Origin of the sequence: Suilimivivens sp., from assembly GCF_037359455.1 — a bacterium.
Lineage (GTDB): Bacteria > Bacillota > Clostridia > Lachnospirales > Lachnospiraceae > Suilimivivens > Suilimivivens aceti.
Genome location: NZ_JAXXXI010000009.1, coordinates 36,930 through 56,694, shown reverse-complemented (window position 1 = coordinate 56,694; position 19,765 = coordinate 36,930). Strand labels below are relative to the sequence as shown.

The 19,765-nt window shown below is 46.1% G+C and carries 21 protein-coding genes; 19 read left to right on the top strand and 2 right to left on the bottom strand.

All coding sequences use genetic code 11. The features are described from left to right. Positions 1-7: 7 nt before the first annotated feature. Genes WJQ40_RS01550 through WJQ40_RS01535 form a run of 4 tightly spaced genes read left to right on the top strand, consistent with a single transcriptional unit; the run spans position 8 to position 3,401 of the window. Entirely contained in the window at positions 8-1,057 is a 1,050-nt protein-coding gene (locus tag WJQ40_RS01550; protein WP_118797954.1) for an L-threonylcarbamoyladenylate synthase, read from the top strand. Positions 1,058-1,079: 22 nt separating this feature from the next. Further along, a complete protein-coding gene (gene rpiB / locus WJQ40_RS01545; protein ID WP_262574786.1) occupies positions 1,080-1,532 on the top strand; it encodes a ribose 5-phosphate isomerase B in 453 nt (150 codons plus the stop codon). Between the two features lie 48 nt (positions 1,533-1,580). Further along, positions 1,581-2,210 (top strand): uracil phosphoribosyltransferase, encoded by a 630-nt coding sequence (upp, locus tag WJQ40_RS01540; RefSeq protein WP_118797956.1) that lies wholly within the window; start codon positions 1,581-1,583, stop codon positions 2,208-2,210. A 27-nt stretch (positions 2,211-2,237) separates the two neighbouring features. Further along, positions 2,238-3,401: a cell wall hydrolase gene (locus tag WJQ40_RS01535; protein WP_262575007.1), complete on the top strand. Its 1,164-nt coding sequence runs from the start codon at positions 2,238-2,240 to the stop codon at positions 3,399-3,401. A gap of 77 nt (positions 3,402-3,478) precedes the next feature. Here the strand turns inward: WJQ40_RS01535 and WJQ40_RS01530 are convergent, their stop codons facing one another. Beyond that, entirely contained in the window at positions 3,479-3,955 is a 477-nt protein-coding gene (locus tag WJQ40_RS01530; protein ID WP_118797958.1) for a DUF402 domain-containing protein, read from the bottom strand. A 215-nt stretch (positions 3,956-4,170) separates the two neighbouring features. Here WJQ40_RS01530 and WJQ40_RS01525 point away from each other — a divergent pair, with 215 nt between their 5' ends. From WJQ40_RS01525 to WJQ40_RS01465, 13 genes are all read left to right on the top strand, one after another. Beyond that, positions 4,171-4,461, top strand: coding sequence for an AtpZ/AtpI family protein (locus WJQ40_RS01525; RefSeq protein WP_262574788.1), 291 nt, complete (start codon positions 4,171-4,173; stop codon positions 4,459-4,461). Between the two features lies 1 nt (position 4,462). Then, positions 4,463-4,918, top strand: a complete 456-nt coding sequence (locus WJQ40_RS01520) for a hypothetical protein (RefSeq protein WP_118797960.1) — start codon at positions 4,463-4,465, stop codon at positions 4,916-4,918. Between the two features lie 4 nt (positions 4,919-4,922). Continuing rightward, positions 4,923-5,648, top strand: coding sequence for a F0F1 ATP synthase subunit A (gene atpB, locus WJQ40_RS01515; RefSeq protein WP_337537681.1), 726 nt, complete (start codon positions 4,923-4,925; stop codon positions 5,646-5,648). A 46-nt stretch (positions 5,649-5,694) separates the two neighbouring features. Continuing rightward, the gene (gene atpE, locus WJQ40_RS01510; protein ID WP_118797962.1) at positions 5,695-5,949 is read left to right on the top strand and encodes an ATP synthase F0 subunit C; all 255 of its coding nucleotides are present in this window, start codon (positions 5,695-5,697) and stop codon (positions 5,947-5,949) included. Positions 5,950-5,985: 36 nt separating this feature from the next. Next, on the top strand, positions 5,986-6,504 hold the full coding sequence (atpF, locus tag WJQ40_RS01505) for a F0F1 ATP synthase subunit B (protein WP_118797963.1): 519 nt from the start codon (positions 5,986-5,988) through the stop codon (positions 6,502-6,504). Next, on the top strand, positions 6,492-7,046 hold the full coding sequence (gene atpH, locus WJQ40_RS01500; RefSeq protein ID WP_118797964.1) for an ATP synthase F1 subunit delta: 555 nt from the start codon (positions 6,492-6,494) through the stop codon (positions 7,044-7,046). The genes atpF and atpH overlap by 13 nt, the downstream gene beginning before the upstream one ends. 26 nt (positions 7,047-7,072) lie before the next feature. Continuing rightward, positions 7,073-8,578, top strand: a complete 1,506-nt coding sequence (gene atpA / locus WJQ40_RS01495; RefSeq protein WP_262574792.1) for a F0F1 ATP synthase subunit alpha — start codon at positions 7,073-7,075, stop codon at positions 8,576-8,578. Between the two features lie 26 nt (positions 8,579-8,604). Then, entirely contained in the window at positions 8,605-9,486 is an 882-nt protein-coding gene (gene atpG, locus WJQ40_RS01490) for an ATP synthase F1 subunit gamma (RefSeq protein ID WP_337537680.1), read from the top strand. 41 nt (positions 9,487-9,527) lie between these two features. After that, a complete protein-coding gene (gene atpD, locus WJQ40_RS01485; RefSeq protein WP_118797967.1) occupies positions 9,528-10,919 on the top strand; it encodes a F0F1 ATP synthase subunit beta in 1,392 nt (463 codons plus the stop codon). Between the two features lie 11 nt (positions 10,920-10,930). Next, the gene (gene atpC / locus WJQ40_RS01480; RefSeq protein WP_118797968.1) at positions 10,931-11,335 is read left to right on the top strand and encodes an ATP synthase F1 subunit epsilon; all 405 of its coding nucleotides are present in this window, start codon (positions 10,931-10,933) and stop codon (positions 11,333-11,335) included. A 155-nt stretch (positions 11,336-11,490) separates the two neighbouring features. Then, complete coding sequence (locus WJQ40_RS01475; protein WP_147371207.1) at positions 11,491-11,880, top strand: hypothetical protein; 390 nt, start codon at positions 11,491-11,493, stop codon at positions 11,878-11,880. Between the two features lie 12 nt (positions 11,881-11,892). Beyond that, positions 11,893-13,050, top strand: a complete 1,158-nt coding sequence (locus tag WJQ40_RS01470; protein WP_337537679.1) for an SAM-dependent methyltransferase — start codon at positions 11,893-11,895, stop codon at positions 13,048-13,050. Next, a complete protein-coding gene (locus WJQ40_RS01465) occupies positions 13,051-15,585 on the top strand; it encodes a hypothetical protein (protein ID WP_337537678.1) in 2,535 nt (844 codons plus the stop codon). Between the two features lie 55 nt (positions 15,586-15,640). Here WJQ40_RS01465 and WJQ40_RS01460 read toward each other — a convergent pair whose 3' ends face one another. Then, on the bottom strand, positions 15,641-16,135 hold the full coding sequence (locus WJQ40_RS01460) for a QueT transporter family protein (RefSeq protein ID WP_337537677.1): 495 nt from the start codon (positions 16,133-16,135) through the stop codon (positions 15,641-15,643). A gap of 160 nt (positions 16,136-16,295) precedes the next feature. Between WJQ40_RS01460 and WJQ40_RS01455 the strand changes: the two genes are divergently transcribed. Beyond that, the gene (locus WJQ40_RS01455) at positions 16,296-19,307 is read left to right on the top strand and encodes an AAA domain-containing protein (RefSeq protein WP_337537676.1); all 3,012 of its coding nucleotides are present in this window, start codon (positions 16,296-16,298) and stop codon (positions 19,305-19,307) included. A gap of 66 nt (positions 19,308-19,373) precedes the next feature. After that, a complete protein-coding gene (spoIIID, locus tag WJQ40_RS01450) occupies positions 19,374-19,643 on the top strand; it encodes a sporulation transcriptional regulator SpoIIID (protein ID WP_118797973.1) in 270 nt (89 codons plus the stop codon). The last annotated feature ends 122 nt before the right edge of the window (positions 19,644-19,765 follow it).

The window sequence follows — 19,765 nt, the reverse complement described above, 5'->3', positions numbered from 1 at the left end:
AATATACATGAAGACAGAGATTGTAAAGATAGACGAAGAACAGATTGATCAGGAGGCAATTGCCAGGGCGGGAGAAATCCTGAAACGGGGTGGCCTTGTGGCATTTCCTACAGAAACAGTATATGGTCTTGGTGGGGATGCCCTGAATGAAAATTCATCCAGACTGATCTATGCTGCCAAAGGAAGACCTTCCGACAATCCGTTGATCGTGCATATTACGAACATGGAGGCACTTAAGAAGATCGTGACAGAGATTCCGCCGGCAGCAAGAAAGCTGGCAGAGAGATACTGGCCGGGACCACTGACCATGATCTTCCATAAATCAAGTGCTGTACCCCTTGCAACAACGGGGGGACTTGATACAGTGGCTGTCCGGATGCCTTCTCATAAGACAGCAAGGGCAATGATCGATGCAGCAGGTGGCTATATTGCAGCACCAAGTGCCAACCGGTCAGGAAGACCAAGCCCAACGGTTGCCAGATATGTGATCGAGGATCTGGATGGTCTTGTGGACATGATCATAGACGGGGGTGAAGTAAATATCGGACTGGAATCTACGATCATTGATCTGACGGGGGAGGTACCGACGATACTGCGGCCCGGGTATGTGACACAGGATATGCTCACGGAGACACTGGGACTTGTGGATGTGGACAGGACGATCCTGGATGCCAATTCCCGTCAGGCACCGAAAGCACCTGGCATGAAATACAGACATTATGCACCGAAGGGAAATCTTTCTATCGTGGAGGGAGAGCCGGAGCGTGTAGTTTCCTATATTAATGAGAGGATTTCTGCCCTTCAGAAAGAAGGCAGAAAAACGGGTGTGATCGCTACGGATGAGACAGTCGCCCGTTATCATGGAGATGATATCAAGAGTGTCGGCAGCAGGCGGGATGAAGAGGTGATTGCAAGGCATCTGTTCCGGATACTCAGAGAGTTCGATGATGATAACGTAGAAGTGATGTTCACAGAGTCTTTTGAGACAGCAGGGATCGGACAGGCAATCATGAACCGGCTGCTGAAGGCGGCAGGTCATCAGGTGATACAGGTATAGAAAACAGACAGGAGGAAAAGAAATGATAGCAATAGGCAGTGATCATGGTGGATACGACCTGAAAATGAAAATAATCGCACATCTGCAGGAGAGAGGACTGGAAGTAAAGGATTTTGGATGTTATGACAAGTCATCCTGTGATTATCCGGATTTTGGACAGGCAGCAGCCAGGGCAGTGGCAGACGGAAGCTGTGAAAAGGGGATCGTTGTCTGTACTACAGGAATCGGAATTTCCATTGCAGCCAATAAAGTGAAGGGGATCCGCTGTGCACTGTGCACCAATTCCTATCTTGCTAAAATGACAAGACTTCACAATGATGCCAATATGCTGGCTCTTGGCGAGGGGAATACAGGTGTAAATCTTGCCGTGGAAATAGTGGATACTTTTCTTGATACTCCTTTTTCGGGCGAGGAAAAACATGCAAGAAGGATCAGAAAACTGGAAATGGCAGCCGAAGAAACATCAAAAGACTGACAGATATAGAAGAAAATAAAATGTAAAAGAAGGTACGGAGGTAGAAAAATGGCAAGAACAGTCATCATGGATCATCCGCTGATCCAGCACAAAATTGGTTATATCAGGAGAACAGACACAGGTACCAAGAGCTTTCGTGAAACGATCAGCGAGATCGCAACTCTGATCTGCTATGAAGCAACCAGAGATCTTCAGCTTTCTGATGTGAAGATCCAGACACCTATCTGTGAGACAACAGTTAAGGAACTGAAGGGTAAGAAAATGGCGATCGTTCCAATCCTGAGAGCAGGACTTGGCATGGTAGATGGTATGCTGACACTGATCCCTGCGGCAAAGATCGGACATATCGGTCTTTACAGAGATCCCAAAACCTTAAAGCCCGTAGAGTATTACTGCAAGCTTCCTGCTGACTGTGCAGAGAGAGAGGTATTTGTAGTTGATCCCATGCTGGCTACAGGCGGCTCCTCTATTGCCGCAATCCAGATGCTGAAGGAGAGAGGCTGTAAGAATATCCGTTTCCTTTGCATTATTGCTGCACCAGAAGGTGTAAAGGCCATGCAGGAAGCACATCCGGATGTAGATATGTATATCGGCTCCCTGGATGAGAAGCTCAATGACCACGGGTATATCGTACCCGGTCTTGGAGATGCGGGTGACAGGATTTTCGGTACCAAATAAAGAACAGAAAGCAATGCGGTGAAACGGATGAAGGGAGCAGGCAGGCAGGTAGTCGCCGTATTGACAGCAACTGCGCTGCTTGCAGTTTCTGGACATACGACTGCTTATGCCGGAATCAAAGAAACAGAACAGAAGTTAAATGAGGCCAAGGAAGAGAAGAAAAAGACGGAAGAAGCTATTGGAGATACCAAGGAGGAAATTTCATCTCTTCAGGGTACGGTTGCGGGATTGCAGCAGCAGCTTAGCGGATTGAATGAAGATCTTGAAGAGGTCAGCAATAATCTGGCTGATCTCGAGAACAGGATCACTCAAAAAGAAGAAGAGATCACACAGACACAGGCTGAGCTCGAGGAAGCGAAACAGATCGAAGCTGATCAGTATGCAGCCATGAAAAAACGTATCCAGTTCATGTATGAAAAGAGAGATTATGTAATGCTGGAGGTCTTGTTCGGGTCAGCTGATTTCGCAGATCTGCTGAACCGGAATGATTATTTTGAACAGCTTTCTGCCTATGACAGAAAGAAGCTGACAGAATTTCAGGAAACAAGGGCAGCAGTAGAGGATAAGGAAGCTACTCTTCTGCAGGAAAAGGAAGATCTGGATGATCTGAAGGTAAAGGTAGAGGCAGAGCAGAGTAAGGTGTCCGGTCTTGTAAGCCAGACCTCCGGGGCGATTTCTGCAAATCAGCATCTGGTATCGGAAGCAGAGAAGGAAATGCTTGCCTATGAGCAGCAGCTTGCAGAGCAGAACAATAACATTGCGGAGCTGCAGAAACAACTGGAAGAAGAAAGAAGATTGTCCCTTCTGGCAGCACAGAGCAGGTGGAGAGATATTTCGGAGATCACCTTTGCAGAGGGAGACAGATATCTTCTGGCTAATCTGATCTACTGTGAAGCGGGTAATCAGCCTTATGCCGGACAGGTGGCTGTCGGAGCGGTCGTGATCAACCGTGTGAAGAGTGCAGTATTTCCGGACACGGTAGTGGGTGTCATCTATCAGAATAAACAGTTCTCACCGGTGGCTAGTGGGCGTCTCGCCCTTGCCCTCGCAGAAAACCACGCAACAGCTGCCTGCTATAAAGCAGCTGATGAGGCTATGGGTGGTGCGACTACAGTAGGAGACTGTCTGTTTTTCCGTACGCCGATAGAAGGACTGACAGGAACACAGATCGGCGGACACATCTTCTATTGATAAAAAAATATCAGGTAAAAAGATGATCCTGACAATATGTGCGTGCAGAATTTCATACACATATCATCAGGATCATTTCAGTGGTACTGTGTAATATAGTAAGTTAAGGTGTTCAGCTGTCCGCCATAAATAATATGAAGCAGCTTGTCAAGCTGACGAAGGGATGCTTTCAGGGTATCCAGAGAAAGAGATCTGCATTCCAAAGCGGTCACAAGCTCGTCCAGATCCACAACCTTGACGAAGCCATCCGGATAAATGATGACATCAGCCAGAAGATCCGTAACGATCATGGTATTCTGTGTTTTATCAAAGTCATAGGAGACAATATCGCAGTACCAGTAAAGGAGACTGCCGTCTTCAGCGAGAAATTCACTTACCTTGAAGCCTTCCTTCAGGAAGTAACAGGAGCTTCCGTGATGGAGATCCTTTTTGGGATGGAGGGCCTTCCATGAGGTTACGATCCTGTCTTCATTCCATTCCAGAACAATATCGTCCTTCAGGAGAATACATTCATCGGGGATCAAGCGTCTTCTGTACAGTGCGGGATATGTCATGAGACTCCTCCTTTTTATGAAAAATTTGGATTATTTTAAAAATATTTTATGGAAATGTATTTTTCAAAATAGTACTCTTATATGTGCCAAAAGTCAACTGCCCTTTAGTGCAGAAAGTCAACTTTTACCTAGACATAAGATGTAAAACTGGGTATAATTAATAAATGTATGAAAAGGTCGGTTTTCAGGAACAGACATGTGGAAGGAAGAGGCATTTGAAGTATAATCGGACCGTTTTTCAGGCACTGGCTATGATTGGCCAGTTCGGTATCAATATATTGGTTCCGGTAGGAGCATGTTCCTTTGCAGGAGGCGTTCTTGACAGATGGCTTGGCACCTCCTTTCTGGTCATTATCCTGTTTTTTGTAGGTGCGGTAGCAGGCTTTTGGAATATTTACCGTTTTTCCAGAAAGATCTTTGAAAAGCAAAGCGATGAAGAAGCATATCTTCATCGGGGCAGATCGAGATCCAGGAAAGAACGGAAAGGAAAAGCAGGAGAGAAGTAGGATGAAGGAATGGCTTCTGAAAGTAAACCGGACATTGTTCGAACTGGAAACGGGGATCCTTCTGTTTGCACTGGCCTGTCAGGTAGTGATCGCCTTTTTCCCACAGAGAGGGGAATGGAGCAGAGGTCTGTGGATCGGGATCCTGACGGCATGTTTATGTGCTTTTCATATGTGGTACAGCCTGGATAAGGGACTTTCTCTTACGGAGAAAGGGGCAGCAGGTTATCTTGGCAGACAGAGTATGCTGAGAATGGCGGTTGTAGCTCTTGTTCTGGTTATCTGTGCTGTTACATCTGCAGGCAATCTTCTGACGGCATTTATTGGTGTGATGGGGCTGAAGGTATCAGCCTATCTGCAGCCAGTTACGAAGAAGATCAGCAGAGCAGTTTATGGGGAGGAGATCCTTCCTGATATCATAACAGAGAATCCTGTGGATGAACAGGAAACAAGGAGGTGAGAATATGGGGTATGGAACTCTGCTATCGCAGGGTGCAGACGTTGATTTCATGATACATGGCGTATTTTCCTATCAGCTGTTTGGACAGACGCTCTGGATCACTACCACACATGTGTGTGCTTTGATCGTCATGCTGATCATCATCGGTTTCTGTATTGCAGCAAACCGGATGCTGAAACATGCGACTGAGGTGCCTGGCGGTTTCCAGAATGTAGTGGAACTGTTAGTGGAGAAGCTGGATGGCATGGTCAGCGGTGTTATGGGAAAACAGGCAGTCAGGTTCAGGAATTATATTGGAACATTATTCTTCTTTATTTTCCTGAGTAATATATCAGGACTGTTTGGTCTCAGACCACCTACAGCAGACTATGGTGTAACCTTTGCACTGGCGCTGATGACCTTTACACTGATCCGGTTTAACGAGCTGAAATATCAGAAGCTTTCTGGTGTACTGAAGGGCTTATGCGATCCATGGCCGATCTGGGCGCCAATCAATATCATCGGTAATCTGGCGGTTCCGATTTCATTATCACTGCGTCTGTTCGCCAATATCCTGTCGGGTACAGCCATCATGGCACTGATCTATACGCTGCTTGGCAAGATCGCACTGATCTGGCCGGCCGCACTGCACGTGTACTTTGATATTTTCTCCGGTGCGATTCAGACCTATGTATTCTGTATGCTGACGATGACTTACATCGCAGATGCATGCGGCGACGGAGAACCTTAAAAACGGTATTAATTAAACATGTATAACCTTAAGGAGGAAACAAGGAATGGAATTTAATAGTAATTTTATCTTAGGATGTTCAGCAATTGGTGCGGGACTTGCAGTTATCGCAGGTATCGGACCTGGTGTAGGACAGGGTATCGCAGCAGGACATGCAGCTGCAGCAGTAGGAAGAAATCCCGGAGCAAAATCTGATATTACTTCTACCATGCTTCTTGGACAGGCGGTTGCCGAGACAACAGGTCTTTATGGTCTGCTGATCGCAATCATCCTGTTATTCGTGCAGCCTCTGGTAAAATAAGAGCCTTGCGTAAAATAAAAGAAAGGAGGCTCACAGATGGAACCCAGAGTATTTGACCTTGACTTACAGCTGCTTGCAGATTCCGCACTGATGATCGTGGCAGTGTTTGTGCTGTTCCTGATCGCATCTTATCTGCTGTTCAATCCGGTCAGAGACATGATGGCCAAGAGACAGGCTAAGATCAAGGGAGAGCTGGATGATGCAGCGAAGGATAAGGAAGACGCAGCAGCGCTGAAGGCAGAATATGAAGAAAAGCTGAAAAACGTGGACAAGGAAGCGGAAGAGATCTTAAGCGATGCAAGAAAACGTGCACTCGCCAATGAAAACAGGATCGTGGCAGATGCCAAGGAAGAAGCTTCCAGGATCATTGAAAGAGCGAAAGTGGAAGCTGCCCTTGAAAAGGAAAAGGCGGCTGATGATATGAAACGTGAGATGGTCGTACTGGCATCCATGATCGCAGGCAAGGTAGTAAAGGCATCAATCGATACTACCGTGCAGGAGAGTCTTGTCAATGAAACATTAAAGGAAATAGGTGAGAGCACATGGCAAAGCTAGTTTCAAAAACATATGGTGAAGCTTTGTTTGAACTGGCAGTAGAGGAAGGCAGAGAGGACAGCCTCCTTGAGGAGATCATGGCTCTGAAAAAGATTCTTAAGGAGAACCCGGATTTTGAGAAATTAATGAATCATCCGAAGATCCTGAAGGAGGATAAGCTTGCGGTGCTCGACCGTGTATTCAAGGGAGAGCTTTCCGATGAACTGACGGGCTTTCTCCGTATCATTGTGACAAAGGACAGATACAAGGAAATTGATGCCATTCTTGATTACATCATTCTGGAGATCAAGAAAAAGAAGGGTATCGGTATCGCCTATGTGACAACAGCAGTTCCTCTTAATGAAGCAAAGCAGAAAGAAGTAGAACAAAAACTTCTTGCCACCACCGCCTTTAAGAAGATGGAAATGCATTTCCAGGTGGAAGAAGAGCTGATCGGCGGAGTGATCATCCGGATCGGCGACAGAGTTGTGGACAGCAGTATCCGTACGAAACTTTACGAGATGCGCAGGCAGCTTTTGAAATCATCAGAAAGTAAGCAGTAAAATATGAAGAAAGGTGCGTAAGATACATGAATTTAAGACCGGAAGAAATCAGTTCCGTGATCAAAGAGCAGATCAAACGATATGCATCGGAACTTGAAGTATCAGATGTCGGCACTGTCATTCAGGTAGCCGATGGTATCGCACGTGTGCATGGTCTTGAAAATGCAATGCAGGGAGAGCTTCTTGAGTTCCCCGGAGAAGTATACGGCATGGTTCTCAACCTTGAGGAAGACAATGTCGGTGTTGTACTTCTGGGAAGCCAGAGAAACATCAGCGAAGGTGACACTGTAAAGACCACCGGAAGAGTGGTTGAGGTTCCCGTAGGTGACTGCATGCTGGGCCGTGTTGTGAATGCCCTTGGACAGCCGATTGACGGCAAGGGACCCATTCAGACAGACAGATACCGTAAGATCGAAAGAGTAGCATCCGGCGTCATCACAAGAAAATCAGTAGATACCCCTCTTCAGACGGGTATTAAGGCAATCGATTCCATGGTTCCCATCGGAAGAGGTCAGAGAGAGCTGATCATTGGTGATAGACAGACAGGAAAGACGGCTATTGCCATCGATACAATTATTAACCAGAAGGGACAGGGCGTAAAGTGTATTTATGTAGCGATCGGCCAGAAGGCTTCTACCGTAGCAACGATCGTTAAGACACTGGAGGATGCAGGTGCCCTTGCCTATACAACCGTTGTTGCAGCGACAGCAAGTGAGCTGGCACCACTCCAGTACATTGCTCCCTATTCAGGCTGTGCGATCGGTGAAGAGTGGATGGAGAACGGAGAAGACGTACTGGTTGTTTATGACGACTTAACCAAGCATGCGGCTGCATACCGTACGCTCTCCCTGCTTCTTAAGAGACCGCCGGGCCGTGAGGCATATCCTGGTGACGTATTCTATCTGCATTCCAGACTGCTTGAAAGAGCAGCGCGTATGAGTGATGAGTACGGCGGAGGATCCCTGACAGCACTTCCGATCATTGAGACACAGGCAGGAGATGTTTCTGCATATATTCCTACCAACGTTATTTCCATTACTGACGGACAGATCTATCTGGAAACAGAAATGTTCAATTCCGGTTTCCGTCCTGCAGTAAATGCAGGTCTTTCTGTATCCCGTGTAGGTGGTGCAGCACAGATCAAGGCAATGAAGAAGATCGCAGCCCCTATCCGTGTGGAGCTTGCACAGTACAGAGAGCTGGCATCCTTTGCACAGTTCGGATCCGAACTGGATGCAGATACCAGAGAGAAGCTTGCACAGGGTGAAAGGATCAAGGAAGTATTAAAGCAGCCTCAGTACAATCCCATGCCGGTACAGTATCAGGTTATCATCATTTATGCGGTAACCAAGAAGTATCTGCTGGATGTTCCCACAGAGGATATTACCAGATTTGAAACTGAGTTCTTTGAGTTCCTGGATACCAAGTTCCCAGAAGTACCTTCTGCGATCGCAGCAGAGCAGGTTATTTCCGAGGAAACAGAGCAGAAGCTTGTGAAAGCCCTTGAGGAGTTCAAGAAGACCTTTAAATAAAGCAGTAGAAAGACAGGTGATTAATTATGGCCTCAATGAGAGACATAAAAAGGCGCAAGAGCAGTATTCAGAGCACCCAGCAGATTACCAAAGCCATGAAGCTTGTTTCTACTGTTAAGCTGCAGAGAGCACGGCAGAATGCAGAAAAGTCCGAAGATTATTTCCATGCCATGTACAGTACTGTACAGTCTATCCTGGGACGTACCGGTAGCCTTGAGCACCGGTATCTGAAGCCGGGAGAGGGTGGAAAGAAAGCCGTTATCGTCATTACCTCTAACAGGGGACTGGCAGGCGGCTACAACTCCAATGTGGTCAAGCTGATTACAAGGGGAGAGCTGAAGGACGAAGACTTAAGTATTTATGCAATCGGTAAAAAAGGAAAGGAAGCCTTACAGAAGAATTATGAGATCAAGGCTGACTATTCCTATGTAATCGAGGAGCCTGCCTATGCAGATGCCATGGCGATCAGCAAGGAAGTGCTCAGTGCCTTTGAGAATGGCGAGATCAGTGAGATCTATCTTGCCTATACCGGGTTTAAAAATACGGTAGTGCATGTTCCTACGCTGGTTAAGCTCCTTCCGGTGGAAGTTTCAGAAGAAACATCCGGAAAGGCCGGTGAGGCAGTAAAGGAAGCAGAGGATGATAACAGAGCACCCATGAACTTTGAGCCTGAGGACGAAGAAGCACTGGATATGATCATTCCTAAATATGTAACCAGTCTGATCTACGGTGGTATGATTGAAGCCGTAGCAAGTGAGAATGGTGCGAGAATGCAGGCAATGGATTCTGCAACCAGCAATGCAGAGGATATGATCAGCAGCCTGTCACTGCTTTACAACAGAGCAAGACAGGGATCCATTACACAGGAATTAACAGAAATCATTGCAGGAGCAAATGCAATATCATAGATATCATGAGAGGTATGGTATCAGTAAACTAGGAGGAAGAAATGGCAGATTTAAAAAGCTCAGGAAAGATCACGCAGATTGTCGGCGCCGTACTGGATCTGAAGTTTACGGGCAGACTTCCCGAGATTAACGAAGCTGTTAGAATTCCTTTGGAGGACGGCAGTGCGCTGACCGTGGAGGTAGCGCAGCATCTGGGAGATGATACTGTCAGATGTATCGCGATGGGTACCACCGACGGACTGAAGAGAGGCATGGATGCAGTAGCAACCGGCGCTCCCATCAGTGTACCGGTAGGTGAGAACACACTGGGGCGTATCTTTAACGTACTTGGCAATCCCATTGATAATAAGCCGGCTCCCGAAGGAGTAAGCTATGAGCCGATTCACAGACCGGCTCCCGAATTTGTAGAGCAGTCCACACAGCAGGAGCTGCTGGAAACTGGTATTAAAGTCGTTGACCTTCTCTGTCCTTACCAGAAGGGTGGAAAGATCGGACTTTTTGGCGGTGCTGGTGTAGGTAAGACAGTCCTGATCCAGGAGCTGATCAGAAATATCGCAACCGAGCACGGCGGCTATTCCGTATTTACCGGAGTAGGTGAAAGAACAAGAGAGGGAAATGACCTGTATCACGAAATGACAGAGTCTGGCGTTATTGATAAGACTACCATGGTATTTGGTCAGATGAATGAGCCCCCTGGAGCGAGAATGAGAGTTGGTCTTACCGGACTTACCATGGCAGAGTACTTCCGTGATAAGGGTGGTAAGGATGTCCTTCTTTTCATTGATAATATTTTCCGTTTTACCCAGGCAGGTTCCGAGGTGTCCGCACTTCTCGGCCGTATGCCTTCTGCGGTAGGTTATCAGCCTACACTGCAGACTGAGATGGGTGCTCTGCAGGAGCGTATCACCTCTACCAGAAACGGATCCATTACTTCTGTTCAGGCAGTTTATGTGCCTGCGGATGACTTGACTGACCCGGCACCGGCAACAACCTTTGCCCATCTGGATGCAACAACCGTATTATCACGTTCTATCGTAGAGCTTGGTATTTATCCGGCAGTGGATCCTTTGGAGTCCACCTCCAGAATTCTGGATCCCAGAGTTGTTGGCGAAGAGCATTATGAGGTTGCCAGAGGCGTACAGGAGATTCTGCAGAAATATAAGGAACTGCAGGATATTATCGCAATCCTTGGTATGGATGAGCTTTCTGAAAGCGACAAGCTTGTTGTTTCCAGAGCAAGAAAGGTACAGAGATTCTTATCCCAGCCTTTCTTCGTTGCAGGACAGTTTACCGGGCTTCCCGGAAAATATGTGCCGATCAACGAAACCATCCGTGGATTTAAGGAGATTCTGGAAGGTAAGCATGATGACATACCGGAAAGCTATTTCCTGAATGCAGGAAGCATTGATGATGTACTTGCCCGTGTTAAGTAGGGAGGGTACCTATGGCAGATAATCAGTTATTTACACTTAAGATCATTACTCCTGACAGAGTTTTCTATGAAGGAGAGGCCTCCATGGTGGAGTTCAATACCACTGAGGGAGAGATCGGAGTTTACAAAATGCACGTACCGACAACCGTGATCGTAAGTCCGGGTGTCCTGACGATCACAGAGGCTGAGGGTCAGAAGCATGCAGCACTGCATGCGGGCTTTGTGGAGATCCTTCCAGAGAAGGTGACTATACTGGCAGAGATCATCGAGTGGCCGGAGGAGATCGATCTGGATCGTGCAGACCGTGCGAAGGAACGTGCCGAAGAGAGACTTCGTTCCAAAACACCGGAAACCGATATTTTGCGGGCAGAGACAGCACTCCAGAGAGCACTTGCCCGTATTCATGTACTGAAATAAGCCGGGAAGCGAAAGCAGACGGTGAATATGGGATTTATACGGGGGCAGATAGTATCTGCCCCTGTTTTCCGGTTGCGGGATGTAAAAGCAGAAGCAGGGAACAAAAGCGGAACGCTGTTCATATGATAAGGATAAAGAAGCCAGGAGTCTTTTTTATGTATGAGCGCAAAATTCTGCCTTTTTATATGACATATCCGCTTCCTCTGTATTATCAGGAGGAAGATACGATCCTGAAGGATCTTGAGTATCTTCAGCAGATGTATCCGGCAGACGCCAGAAAATATCAGAAGAAAATAGCGGAAATTTTGGATAAACTTGACTATGAAGGCAGCATGATCTATGATGAATTTCCAGACAGATGGCAGTTGTATAAGCTCTCATCCGATATCCTTGACAGGATCAGAAGAGAGGAAGAAAAAAATGAAAGCAAAGAGCAGGCTCCACCAGAAAAATGGCAATGGGCAGGTGATCTGATCCAGATCCTGCTTTTTTATGAAATATATAAGAGAAGACACGATTCCCACAGGGGGATTCTGCGGTTTTAGAAAGAGGATAGCATGGAAGAACTGAGGATGGCACTAGACCTTCTTCTGTCAGAGGGACTTTCGGAGATTATAATCAGTAACCCGAGACAGAAGGAAGGTACTGTAAAAGTAAAAATAAGACCAGTTCTTTTAAAGGAACAGCTTATGTTCCAGGTCACCCGTTTCCGGGGCAAACAGGTTTTCCATGAAAATCTTGACAGGGAACAGGCAAAAGAAGAGATCGAGGCTCTTCTGACAGAGGATTTCAGGCAGCTTGAGGGTGAAAACAGAGGGAAAAAGCTTCTTGTCCTTGTGAGCAAAAAAGGGAAAATGACAGTAAAATGGACTGGAAAGCAGACAAAAATGCAGCCGGCAACAGCAGTGCAGGCTCTTTCCCATAACAGAAAAAAGAAATATCTGCTGGAAGAGGGGATACCGGTTCCATTTCTGGTTGATCTTGGTGTGCAGACAATAGATGGCAGGATCGTACATGCCAGATATGATAAATTCCGTCAGATCAATCGTTATCTGGAATTTGTGGAGGATATCCTTCCTGTTTTTTCAAAGGACGAATGTATCCATATTATTGATTTTGGCTGTGGTAAGTCCTATCTGACTTTTGCCCTGTATTATTACTTACATGAAAAGAAAGGCTATCAGATAGCAATCACAGGACTTGATCTGAAGGAAGATGTGATCGACCATTGCAGTGCCCTGGCTGAGAAGTATGGATATGAGGCGCTGCATTTTGAAAAAGGAGATATTGCCGGGTTTACAGGAGCAGACCACGTGGACATGGTGGTGACACTGCATGCCTGTGATACAGCTACAGATTATGCGCTGCAAAAGGCAGTGGACTGGGGAGCAAGAGTGATCCTTTCCGTACCCTGCTGTCAGCATGAGGTCAATAAACAGATCAGGAATGAAGCGCTTGCACCGGTGCTGAAATATGGTCTGATCAGGGAGAGAATGTCGGCGCTTCTGACTGACGCGATCCGGGCAGATCTTCTGGAGGAGCATGGCTATGACACGCAGATCCTGGAATTTATTGATATGGAGCATACACCGAAGAACATCCTGATCCGTGCGGTAAAGGGCAGAGGGAAAAAGGATACCGGTATCCAGAGGCTGACGGAGGAGCTTCAGGTGCATACAACCCTGCAGAAACTTTTTGAACAGACGGAGAGCTAAATGAAGAAGTATATCATAAAGGCAATAATTGTGATTGCTGTATTTTTCATGTCAATGACAGTGATCAGCAGAGTGATGAACAAGGGAAATACGGATATGACAGTAGAGATGTCAAAGGCATCTTACCCGGTGATCACAATGCAGTATCAGGGAATAGAGATCAATACACTGCATGGCTATGCAGATGCCATGGAGATCAATTATATGCGGGAGGCCATCACTCCATTAATGGAGGGTAGACGGGTATCCTGCAAGATTTCGTGCTATGGACGGGAAATAGAAGGAATCCGCTATGAGGTTCGTAGTCTCGACGGGGAGCGGCTTGTAGAGGATACAGCTATACCAGAATTTTCCGAGGAAAATGATGAGATCACGGTGAACTTCGGACTGAAGGATCTGATCGACAGCGGCAGGGAATATATGCTGGTGATGATCCTGACTACTTCCTCAGGGAATGAGATCCGTTATTATACGAGGGTTCTGTATGGAGATAATTATTATGCGGCTGAAAAGCTGGATTATGTACTGGATTTTTCTGAACGCACATTTGACAAGGAGCGGGCAAAGGAGCTGACGAAGTATCTGGAGTCCAATTCAGAAGGAGATAATACTACGCTTGGAAAAGTGACAATCCACAGCAGCTTTCAGCAGGTGACCTGGGGGAGCCTTTCTGTCAAAAAACTGGCAGAGCCAAGGATCACAGTCAGGGAACTGGCGTCCCAGACAGCGAGCATCCTGTTAGACTATATGGTTTATGAAGGCAGCGGGAAAAATACCATTTATTATCAGGTAGAGGAATTTTACCGGATCCGTTATACATCAGATCGCATGTATCTGCTGGATTATGAGAGAACCATGAACCAGGTTTTTGATGATTCTGGCAAGGTCTTTGGCAATAAGAAGATTTATCTTGGAATCACTGGAGACGAGGTTCCTCTTACGGAGAGCAGCGGTGGTGGAGTGGCAGCATTTGTCACGGGACGGAGGCTGTACAGCTATAATATTGCAGACAATAAGCTGGCCTATCTGTTTGGTTTTACGGACCGGCACGATCAGGATGAGAGAGACAGCTACGATAAACATGACATCCAGATCCTGAATGTGGACGAGGGTGGCAATGTGACCTTTATGGTATATGGCTACATGAACCGCGGCCGGCATGAGGGAAAGGTTGGAATTTCAGTTTATTATTATGATGGTGCGGTGAACACTATTGAAGAAATGCTTTATGTTCCAAGCAGTAAGTCACCGGAGCTTCTCATGGCAGAGGTCAAGGAGCTGTCTTATATCAATAAGGGTGGTACACTGTATCTCCTGCTCGACAATGTCCTGTATGGCATCAGCTCGGCCAGCCGCTCCTGCGATGTGATCGTCAAGGATCTGAAGGAGGGCTGCTATCAGGTATCGGACAGTAATCAAATGGTCGTCTGGCAGAAGGAAAATGAGCTTTATGAAGGAACAGAGCTGATCCTGATGAATCTGAATACTGGTGTACAGAGTCATATCAAAGCCGGGAACGGAGAGGCGATCGCTCCTATCGGTTTTATCGGGGATGATCTGATCTACGGAGCTGCAAGAAAAGATGATATTGTGCCGGATGAAACGGGAAATCTGGTATTTCCCATGTACAGTGTCAGGATCGAAAACGAAACGGAAGGTATTTTAAAGGAATATCATCAGGAAGGCATTTATGTTACTTCCGGCAGTGTAAATGGAAATCAGATCAATTTAAAGAGAGTGACCCGTACAGAAGCAGGAAACTATGAATCGGTCAGTGATGACCAGATCATCAATGCAGAAACACAGACAGAAAGCAGTAATTATCTGGAAACTGTTGCAGTGGATCTTTATGAAACAGTAACGCAGATCGCACTGAAGGAAGACATCAATACAGACTCTATGAAGCATCTGACACCGAGAGAAGTGCTTTTCGAAGGCGGAAGAAATATTGTGATCGCTGCTTCTCAGGAGCGGGGAGACAGATACTATGTCTATGGAAAGAATGGTGTGGAGGGCATTTTCATGAATGAAGGAAATGCCGTGAGGCTGGCCAGTGATGTATCCGGCGTAGTGGTAGATGATACCGGCTCTTATATCTGGATGAAGGGCAATCGGAGCCTGAAGAATCAGATCATGGCAATTCAGGGAATGGCAGCGGAAGAGAATCAGGGAAGCCTTGCTGTATGTCTGGACACGATCCTTGAATATGAGGGAATCAGCAGAAATACCCAGTATCTTCTGGATCGGGGAGAGGGGGTCCTGCAGATCCTGAAGGATAATCTGGAGCAGTCCAGAGTACTGGATCTGACAGGTGTCAGCCTTGACAGTGTGCTTTACTATGTCAATCAGGATATCCCGGTGCTTGTCATGACAGAAGAGGGGGAAGCGGTGCTTCTGATCGGATTCAATGAGATGAATACGGTGATCATGAATCCGGCAACCGGAACAGTTTACAAGATGGGAATGAATGATTCCAAAGACTGGTTTGAAAAGAATGGAAACCGCTTTATTACTTATGTAAGAATGGAGCAGTAACAAAAAAAGAAGACACCCCGGACGTGATGGTTCACGGATCACTTCCGGGGTGTCGTTAGTCCTTAAAAAGGACAGAAGCATATTTTTGCAGGGCAAATAGTAGGAGCATTCCTAGAACACCGCAGGAAATGATCTCTCCGGCAGTTACTGTTACAAGGGAAAACCAGATGGGCTTTACCCCATAGGCAAAGTAAAGAACCGGGGGGATGATCAGGGCATTGGCAAGGATCGGAGGCACGGGAGCGAGCCATTTATACTTGCGAAGAAGCCTTGTAAAAACAGCCCCAAGCAGAGTGGCCAGTGTTCCGAAAATGATATCCGGAAGGGCACATCCTGTCAGGATATTTGCCAGAAGACAGCCTACTGTAAGGCCAGGCACTGCGGAAGCGGTAAAGTAGGGCAGGATCGTGAGTGCCTCGGAAAAGCGGATCTGTACCGCTCCGGAGGCGATGCCAAGCAGATTGGCGATAAAGGTGAGCACAATATAAAGTGCTGCGATCATTGCAGCCTGTGCAAGGCGCAATACGTGTTTGTTACGTGTCTGTTCCATATTTTTTCTCCTTTAGTATTTTTTTTACGAGTGGAAGGTCTCGAACACTCGGGTGTGAACCTTTATGAGTATAGCATGAGGTGGGAAAAAGTCAAGTTTTCTGGTATGATAAAGGAAACAGCTGATAAAACAGACAGTGATCATACAGAGTGGGAAATTTATGAAAACGATAAGTCGTGATATTTTCAGAGCGATCCATGAAAATAAATGGCTCAGTATTGAATACAAAAACAAACAGGAAGAAATCACAAAGTACTGGATTGGGATTATAGATGTCAATCCGCTTACAAAAACACTTCTGGTGGAAGGCCTGCATCTGGAGAAGTGCACGATTTTGGAACTGCATATCTATCTGGATTCTATTCTGTCTTCTACAGTGATAGAAGGCTCCTATTATGAAGTACCGGAAATGCTGAAAGAAGATATCTGCAGGAATCCTCACCGGTATGAGTCCATTTTTCATAATGTATCAAATCTGAAGCTTCTGAATTACTATATAGACTGCAACAGGCTGGATGCGGTTCCCTATAAAACGGAATACAGCCTGCTCCGCTATTTTGACGGGGACTGTATCAGAAGAGGGGATTATCATCTGACCGGCGAGCAGTTCCGGGAGATCATTACCGGTTTCCAGTATGGCAGTGCCAGCACTTCCGGAGGCAGGAGAATCAAACAACTGGCGCTGAATGTTTTAAGTGTGCCAGTCAAACAGGGACTTTATGTGCTTGCCTACAGAGGAATGAGCCTTGATGTGAAGAACAGATGTCTCAAGCCTGCAGATGAAGTGACAATCTGTACGGAGTTTACGATAGATGGAAGCCAGCAGAGTATCCGGAAATTTCTGGATGCAGACGATTATGAGTTACTGAACGATTTTGAAAAGAATGCAGAGCTGATCAAGGACAGGATCACAGAGTGCAACAATCAGATCAGAGGTGTGGATGATATGCCATACCTTATAGCAATCGGAAGGAACATCCTGCTGGATCTTCATGAAGAATACAGAGCAATCGATGAAATGTTCCAGAAGGATGAGGTGACAGCCCCGATACAGGCCTTTTTCGGAAATCTGGTGCAGGAGCCTGCCAGCAGAAAAGTATTTCCGATCGCACTTTTAAATAAGCAGATCAATCTGGATCAGCTTTTGGCCATTCATAATGCGATGAAATATCCGCTTGCCTATATCCAGGGACCGCCGGGAACCGGGAAAACCAATACGATCGTCAATACACTGGTAACAGCCTTTTTTAACGAGCAGACCGTTCTGGTTACTTCTTATAATAATCATCCGATTGATGGGGTGTGCGAAAAGCTGCAGAATATCCCGTATGGAAAGAAAGGGATGATCCCTTTTCCGGTGATAAGGCTTGGCAGTGATGACAGGGTGGCAGCGGCACTTGACTATATCAGAGAACTCTATGAAAGTACCAGAAGCATTAATATTTTCGAAGGTACACTGGAAAAAAGAAAATCGGACAGAGTAGCCAGGACAAGAAAACTGACAGCACTTTTGCAGAATTATGAGGAACGTTTGCGGCTCCTTGAAACAGAGGAGGCGATCCGCAGCCTGATGGATTCCAATAAACATCTGACTTTCCAGACACAGCTTCAGGGTGTGCAGCTGACACAGGTAAAAGAAAAGATCAGCAAAACAGAGGATATTACAGATGAAGAAGCACTGAAGCTGGTATTAGAGGATGAAGATGCTTTTAAAAATTATCTGTATTATACCTCTGCCAAGTGCATCAAGCGGCTGCAGGAGCCAAAAAATGCAGATCTTCTGGATATTGTGTATACGGAAAGCAAAGAGAAAAAGGTAAAAGCCTTCAATGATTATCTGAAAAAGGAAGAAAATCTGAAGAAATTCCAGAGGATCTTTCCCATTATTGCAACAACATCTATTTCAGCACACAAGATCGGAAATCCGGGTGTTCATTTTGACATGGTGGTGATGGATGAAGCCAGTCAGGGAAATATTGCAGTTTCTCTTGTCCCGATCCTACGGGGAGAAAGCCTTATGCTTGTCGGGGATCCGCAGCAACTCAATCCGGTGATCCTGCTGAACCAGATTGAAAACCTGAAGCTTCGGAAGATGTATCATATTACAGATGAATATGATTATATCAAAAATTCTATTTATAAGGTTTATCTGGCATGTGATTCTGTCAGCAGGGAAATTCTGCTGAGCCATCACTACAGATGTAATGAAAAGATCATTCAGTTTAATAATAAGAAGTATTATAATAACAAGCTTAAGATATGCAGCCAGAGTAAGGAAGCCATGCCGCTGACCTTTGTGGATGTGCCGGATAATCAGACCTACAGTAAGAATACGGCACCACTTGAGGCAGATGAGATCGTAAAATATGCGGCCATGAACAAGGATAAAAAGATAGCCGTCATCACACCTTTTGCCAATCAGAGGGAGCTGATCAATGAAAAACTGAAGGAAAATGGACTCTCCAATATTTCCTGCGGTACAGTTCACGCTTTTCAGGGTGATGAAAAGGATGTGGTTCTTTTTTCCCTGGCATTGACAGACAGGACCGGGCAGGGAACGTATGAATGGCTGAAAAATAACAAGGAACTGATCAATGTGGCAGTATCCAGGGCAAAAGAGCGGCTGATCGTGCTTTCAAGTGATCAGGAGCTGGAAAGGCTGCATGCCGGCTCCGATGACGATGATCTGTATGAACTGGTGCAGTATGTGAAGCACAATGGGGAAACAAAGGTCACGCCGAAAACCAATGCGTCAAGAGCGCTTGGGATCAAGCCATACAGCACAGAAACAGAACAGGCCTTTCTGGAGAATCTGAACCATGCACTGGATAATGTGCTGAATACCAATCAGAAGTGTATTGTACAGAAAGAAGTCAGCCTTGCTCATGTATTTCAGGATAACAGTTCTTATAATGATCTGTTTTATACAGGAAGATTTGACTTCGTGGTCTATGAAAGACAGGGAAGAACCAAAGTAGATATCCCGATCCTGGCGATCGAGCTGGATGGAAGAGAGCATCAGGAAAATGCTGTTGTCATGGAGCGTGACAGGAAAAAGAATGAGATCTGCCGGGAGCATGGTTTTGAACTGATCCGGATCGAGAACACGTATGCAAGAAGATATCAGTTTATGAAGGAAATACTGATGAAATATTTTGCAAGTGTGAAATAAGGGAAGAAGGGCATAACCCCTCAGGATACTTCATAGAATGTAAAAAAGTATTCTGAGGGGTTTCCTTTGAAGGATTATATTGAAGAGAGAGCAATCGATATTGCAGGGTATATCATCGAAAACAATGCAACGGTAAGACAGACAGCCAAGGCATTTGGGATTTCCAAAAGTACAGTGCACAAGGACGTGACGGAAAGGCTGATGCAGATCAATCCCTCCCTTGCCATGGAGGCGAGAAAGGTTCTCGATGTGAACAAAATGGAGCGTCATATCAGAGGCGGACTGGCAACCAGAGAAAAATATCTGCATCAGCACGAGATGAGTCTGCAGTCCTGAAAATAATTTTGACAAGGCTTCGGAAGATAGCATATAATGATGTGGAGCAGGGATGGAAAGAGAGGCTTCTTTCTTTGCCCCGCATGATTAAATATGCTTTCAACAATCGAAAGAGACAGAGG

Excerpts from the sequence above, each read along its gene's own strand:
- WJQ40_RS01550 (WP_118797954.1), top strand. The coding sequence starts at position 8 with ATGAAGACAGAGATTGTAAAGATAGACGAAGAACAGATTGATCAGGAG.
- rpiB (WP_262574786.1), top strand. The coding sequence starts at position 1,080 with ATGATAGCAATAGGCAGTGATCATGGTGGATACGACCTGAAAATGAAA.
- upp (WP_118797956.1), top strand. The coding sequence starts at position 1,581 with ATGGCAAGAACAGTCATCATGGATCATCCGCTGATCCAGCACAAAATT.
- WJQ40_RS01535 (WP_262575007.1), top strand. The coding sequence starts at position 2,238 with ATGAAGGGAGCAGGCAGGCAGGTAGTCGCCGTATTGACAGCAACTGCG.
- WJQ40_RS01530 (WP_118797958.1), bottom strand. The coding sequence starts at position 3,955 with ATGACATATCCCGCACTGTACAGAAGACGCTTGATCCCCGATGAATGT.
- WJQ40_RS01520 (WP_118797960.1), top strand. The coding sequence starts at position 4,463 with ATGAAGGAATGGCTTCTGAAAGTAAACCGGACATTGTTCGAACTGGAA.
- atpB (WP_337537681.1), top strand. The coding sequence starts at position 4,923 with ATGGGGTATGGAACTCTGCTATCGCAGGGTGCAGACGTTGATTTCATG.
- atpE (WP_118797962.1), top strand. The coding sequence starts at position 5,695 with ATGGAATTTAATAGTAATTTTATCTTAGGATGTTCAGCAATTGGTGCG.
- atpF (WP_118797963.1), top strand. The coding sequence starts at position 5,986 with ATGGAACCCAGAGTATTTGACCTTGACTTACAGCTGCTTGCAGATTCC.
- atpH (WP_118797964.1), top strand. The coding sequence starts at position 6,492 with ATGGCAAAGCTAGTTTCAAAAACATATGGTGAAGCTTTGTTTGAACTG.
- atpA (WP_262574792.1), top strand. The coding sequence starts at position 7,073 with ATGAATTTAAGACCGGAAGAAATCAGTTCCGTGATCAAAGAGCAGATC.
- atpG (WP_337537680.1), top strand. The coding sequence starts at position 8,605 with ATGGCCTCAATGAGAGACATAAAAAGGCGCAAGAGCAGTATTCAGAGC.
- atpD (WP_118797967.1), top strand. The coding sequence starts at position 9,528 with ATGGCAGATTTAAAAAGCTCAGGAAAGATCACGCAGATTGTCGGCGCC.
- atpC (WP_118797968.1), top strand. The coding sequence starts at position 10,931 with ATGGCAGATAATCAGTTATTTACACTTAAGATCATTACTCCTGACAGA.
- WJQ40_RS01475 (WP_147371207.1), top strand. The coding sequence starts at position 11,491 with ATGTATGAGCGCAAAATTCTGCCTTTTTATATGACATATCCGCTTCCT.
- WJQ40_RS01470 (WP_337537679.1), top strand. The coding sequence starts at position 11,893 with ATGGAAGAACTGAGGATGGCACTAGACCTTCTTCTGTCAGAGGGACTT.
- WJQ40_RS01465 (WP_337537678.1), top strand. The coding sequence starts at position 13,051 with ATGAAGAAGTATATCATAAAGGCAATAATTGTGATTGCTGTATTTTTC.
- WJQ40_RS01460 (WP_337537677.1), bottom strand. The coding sequence starts at position 16,135 with ATGGAACAGACACGTAACAAACACGTATTGCGCCTTGCACAGGCTGCA.
- WJQ40_RS01455 (WP_337537676.1), top strand. The coding sequence starts at position 16,296 with ATGAAAACGATAAGTCGTGATATTTTCAGAGCGATCCATGAAAATAAA.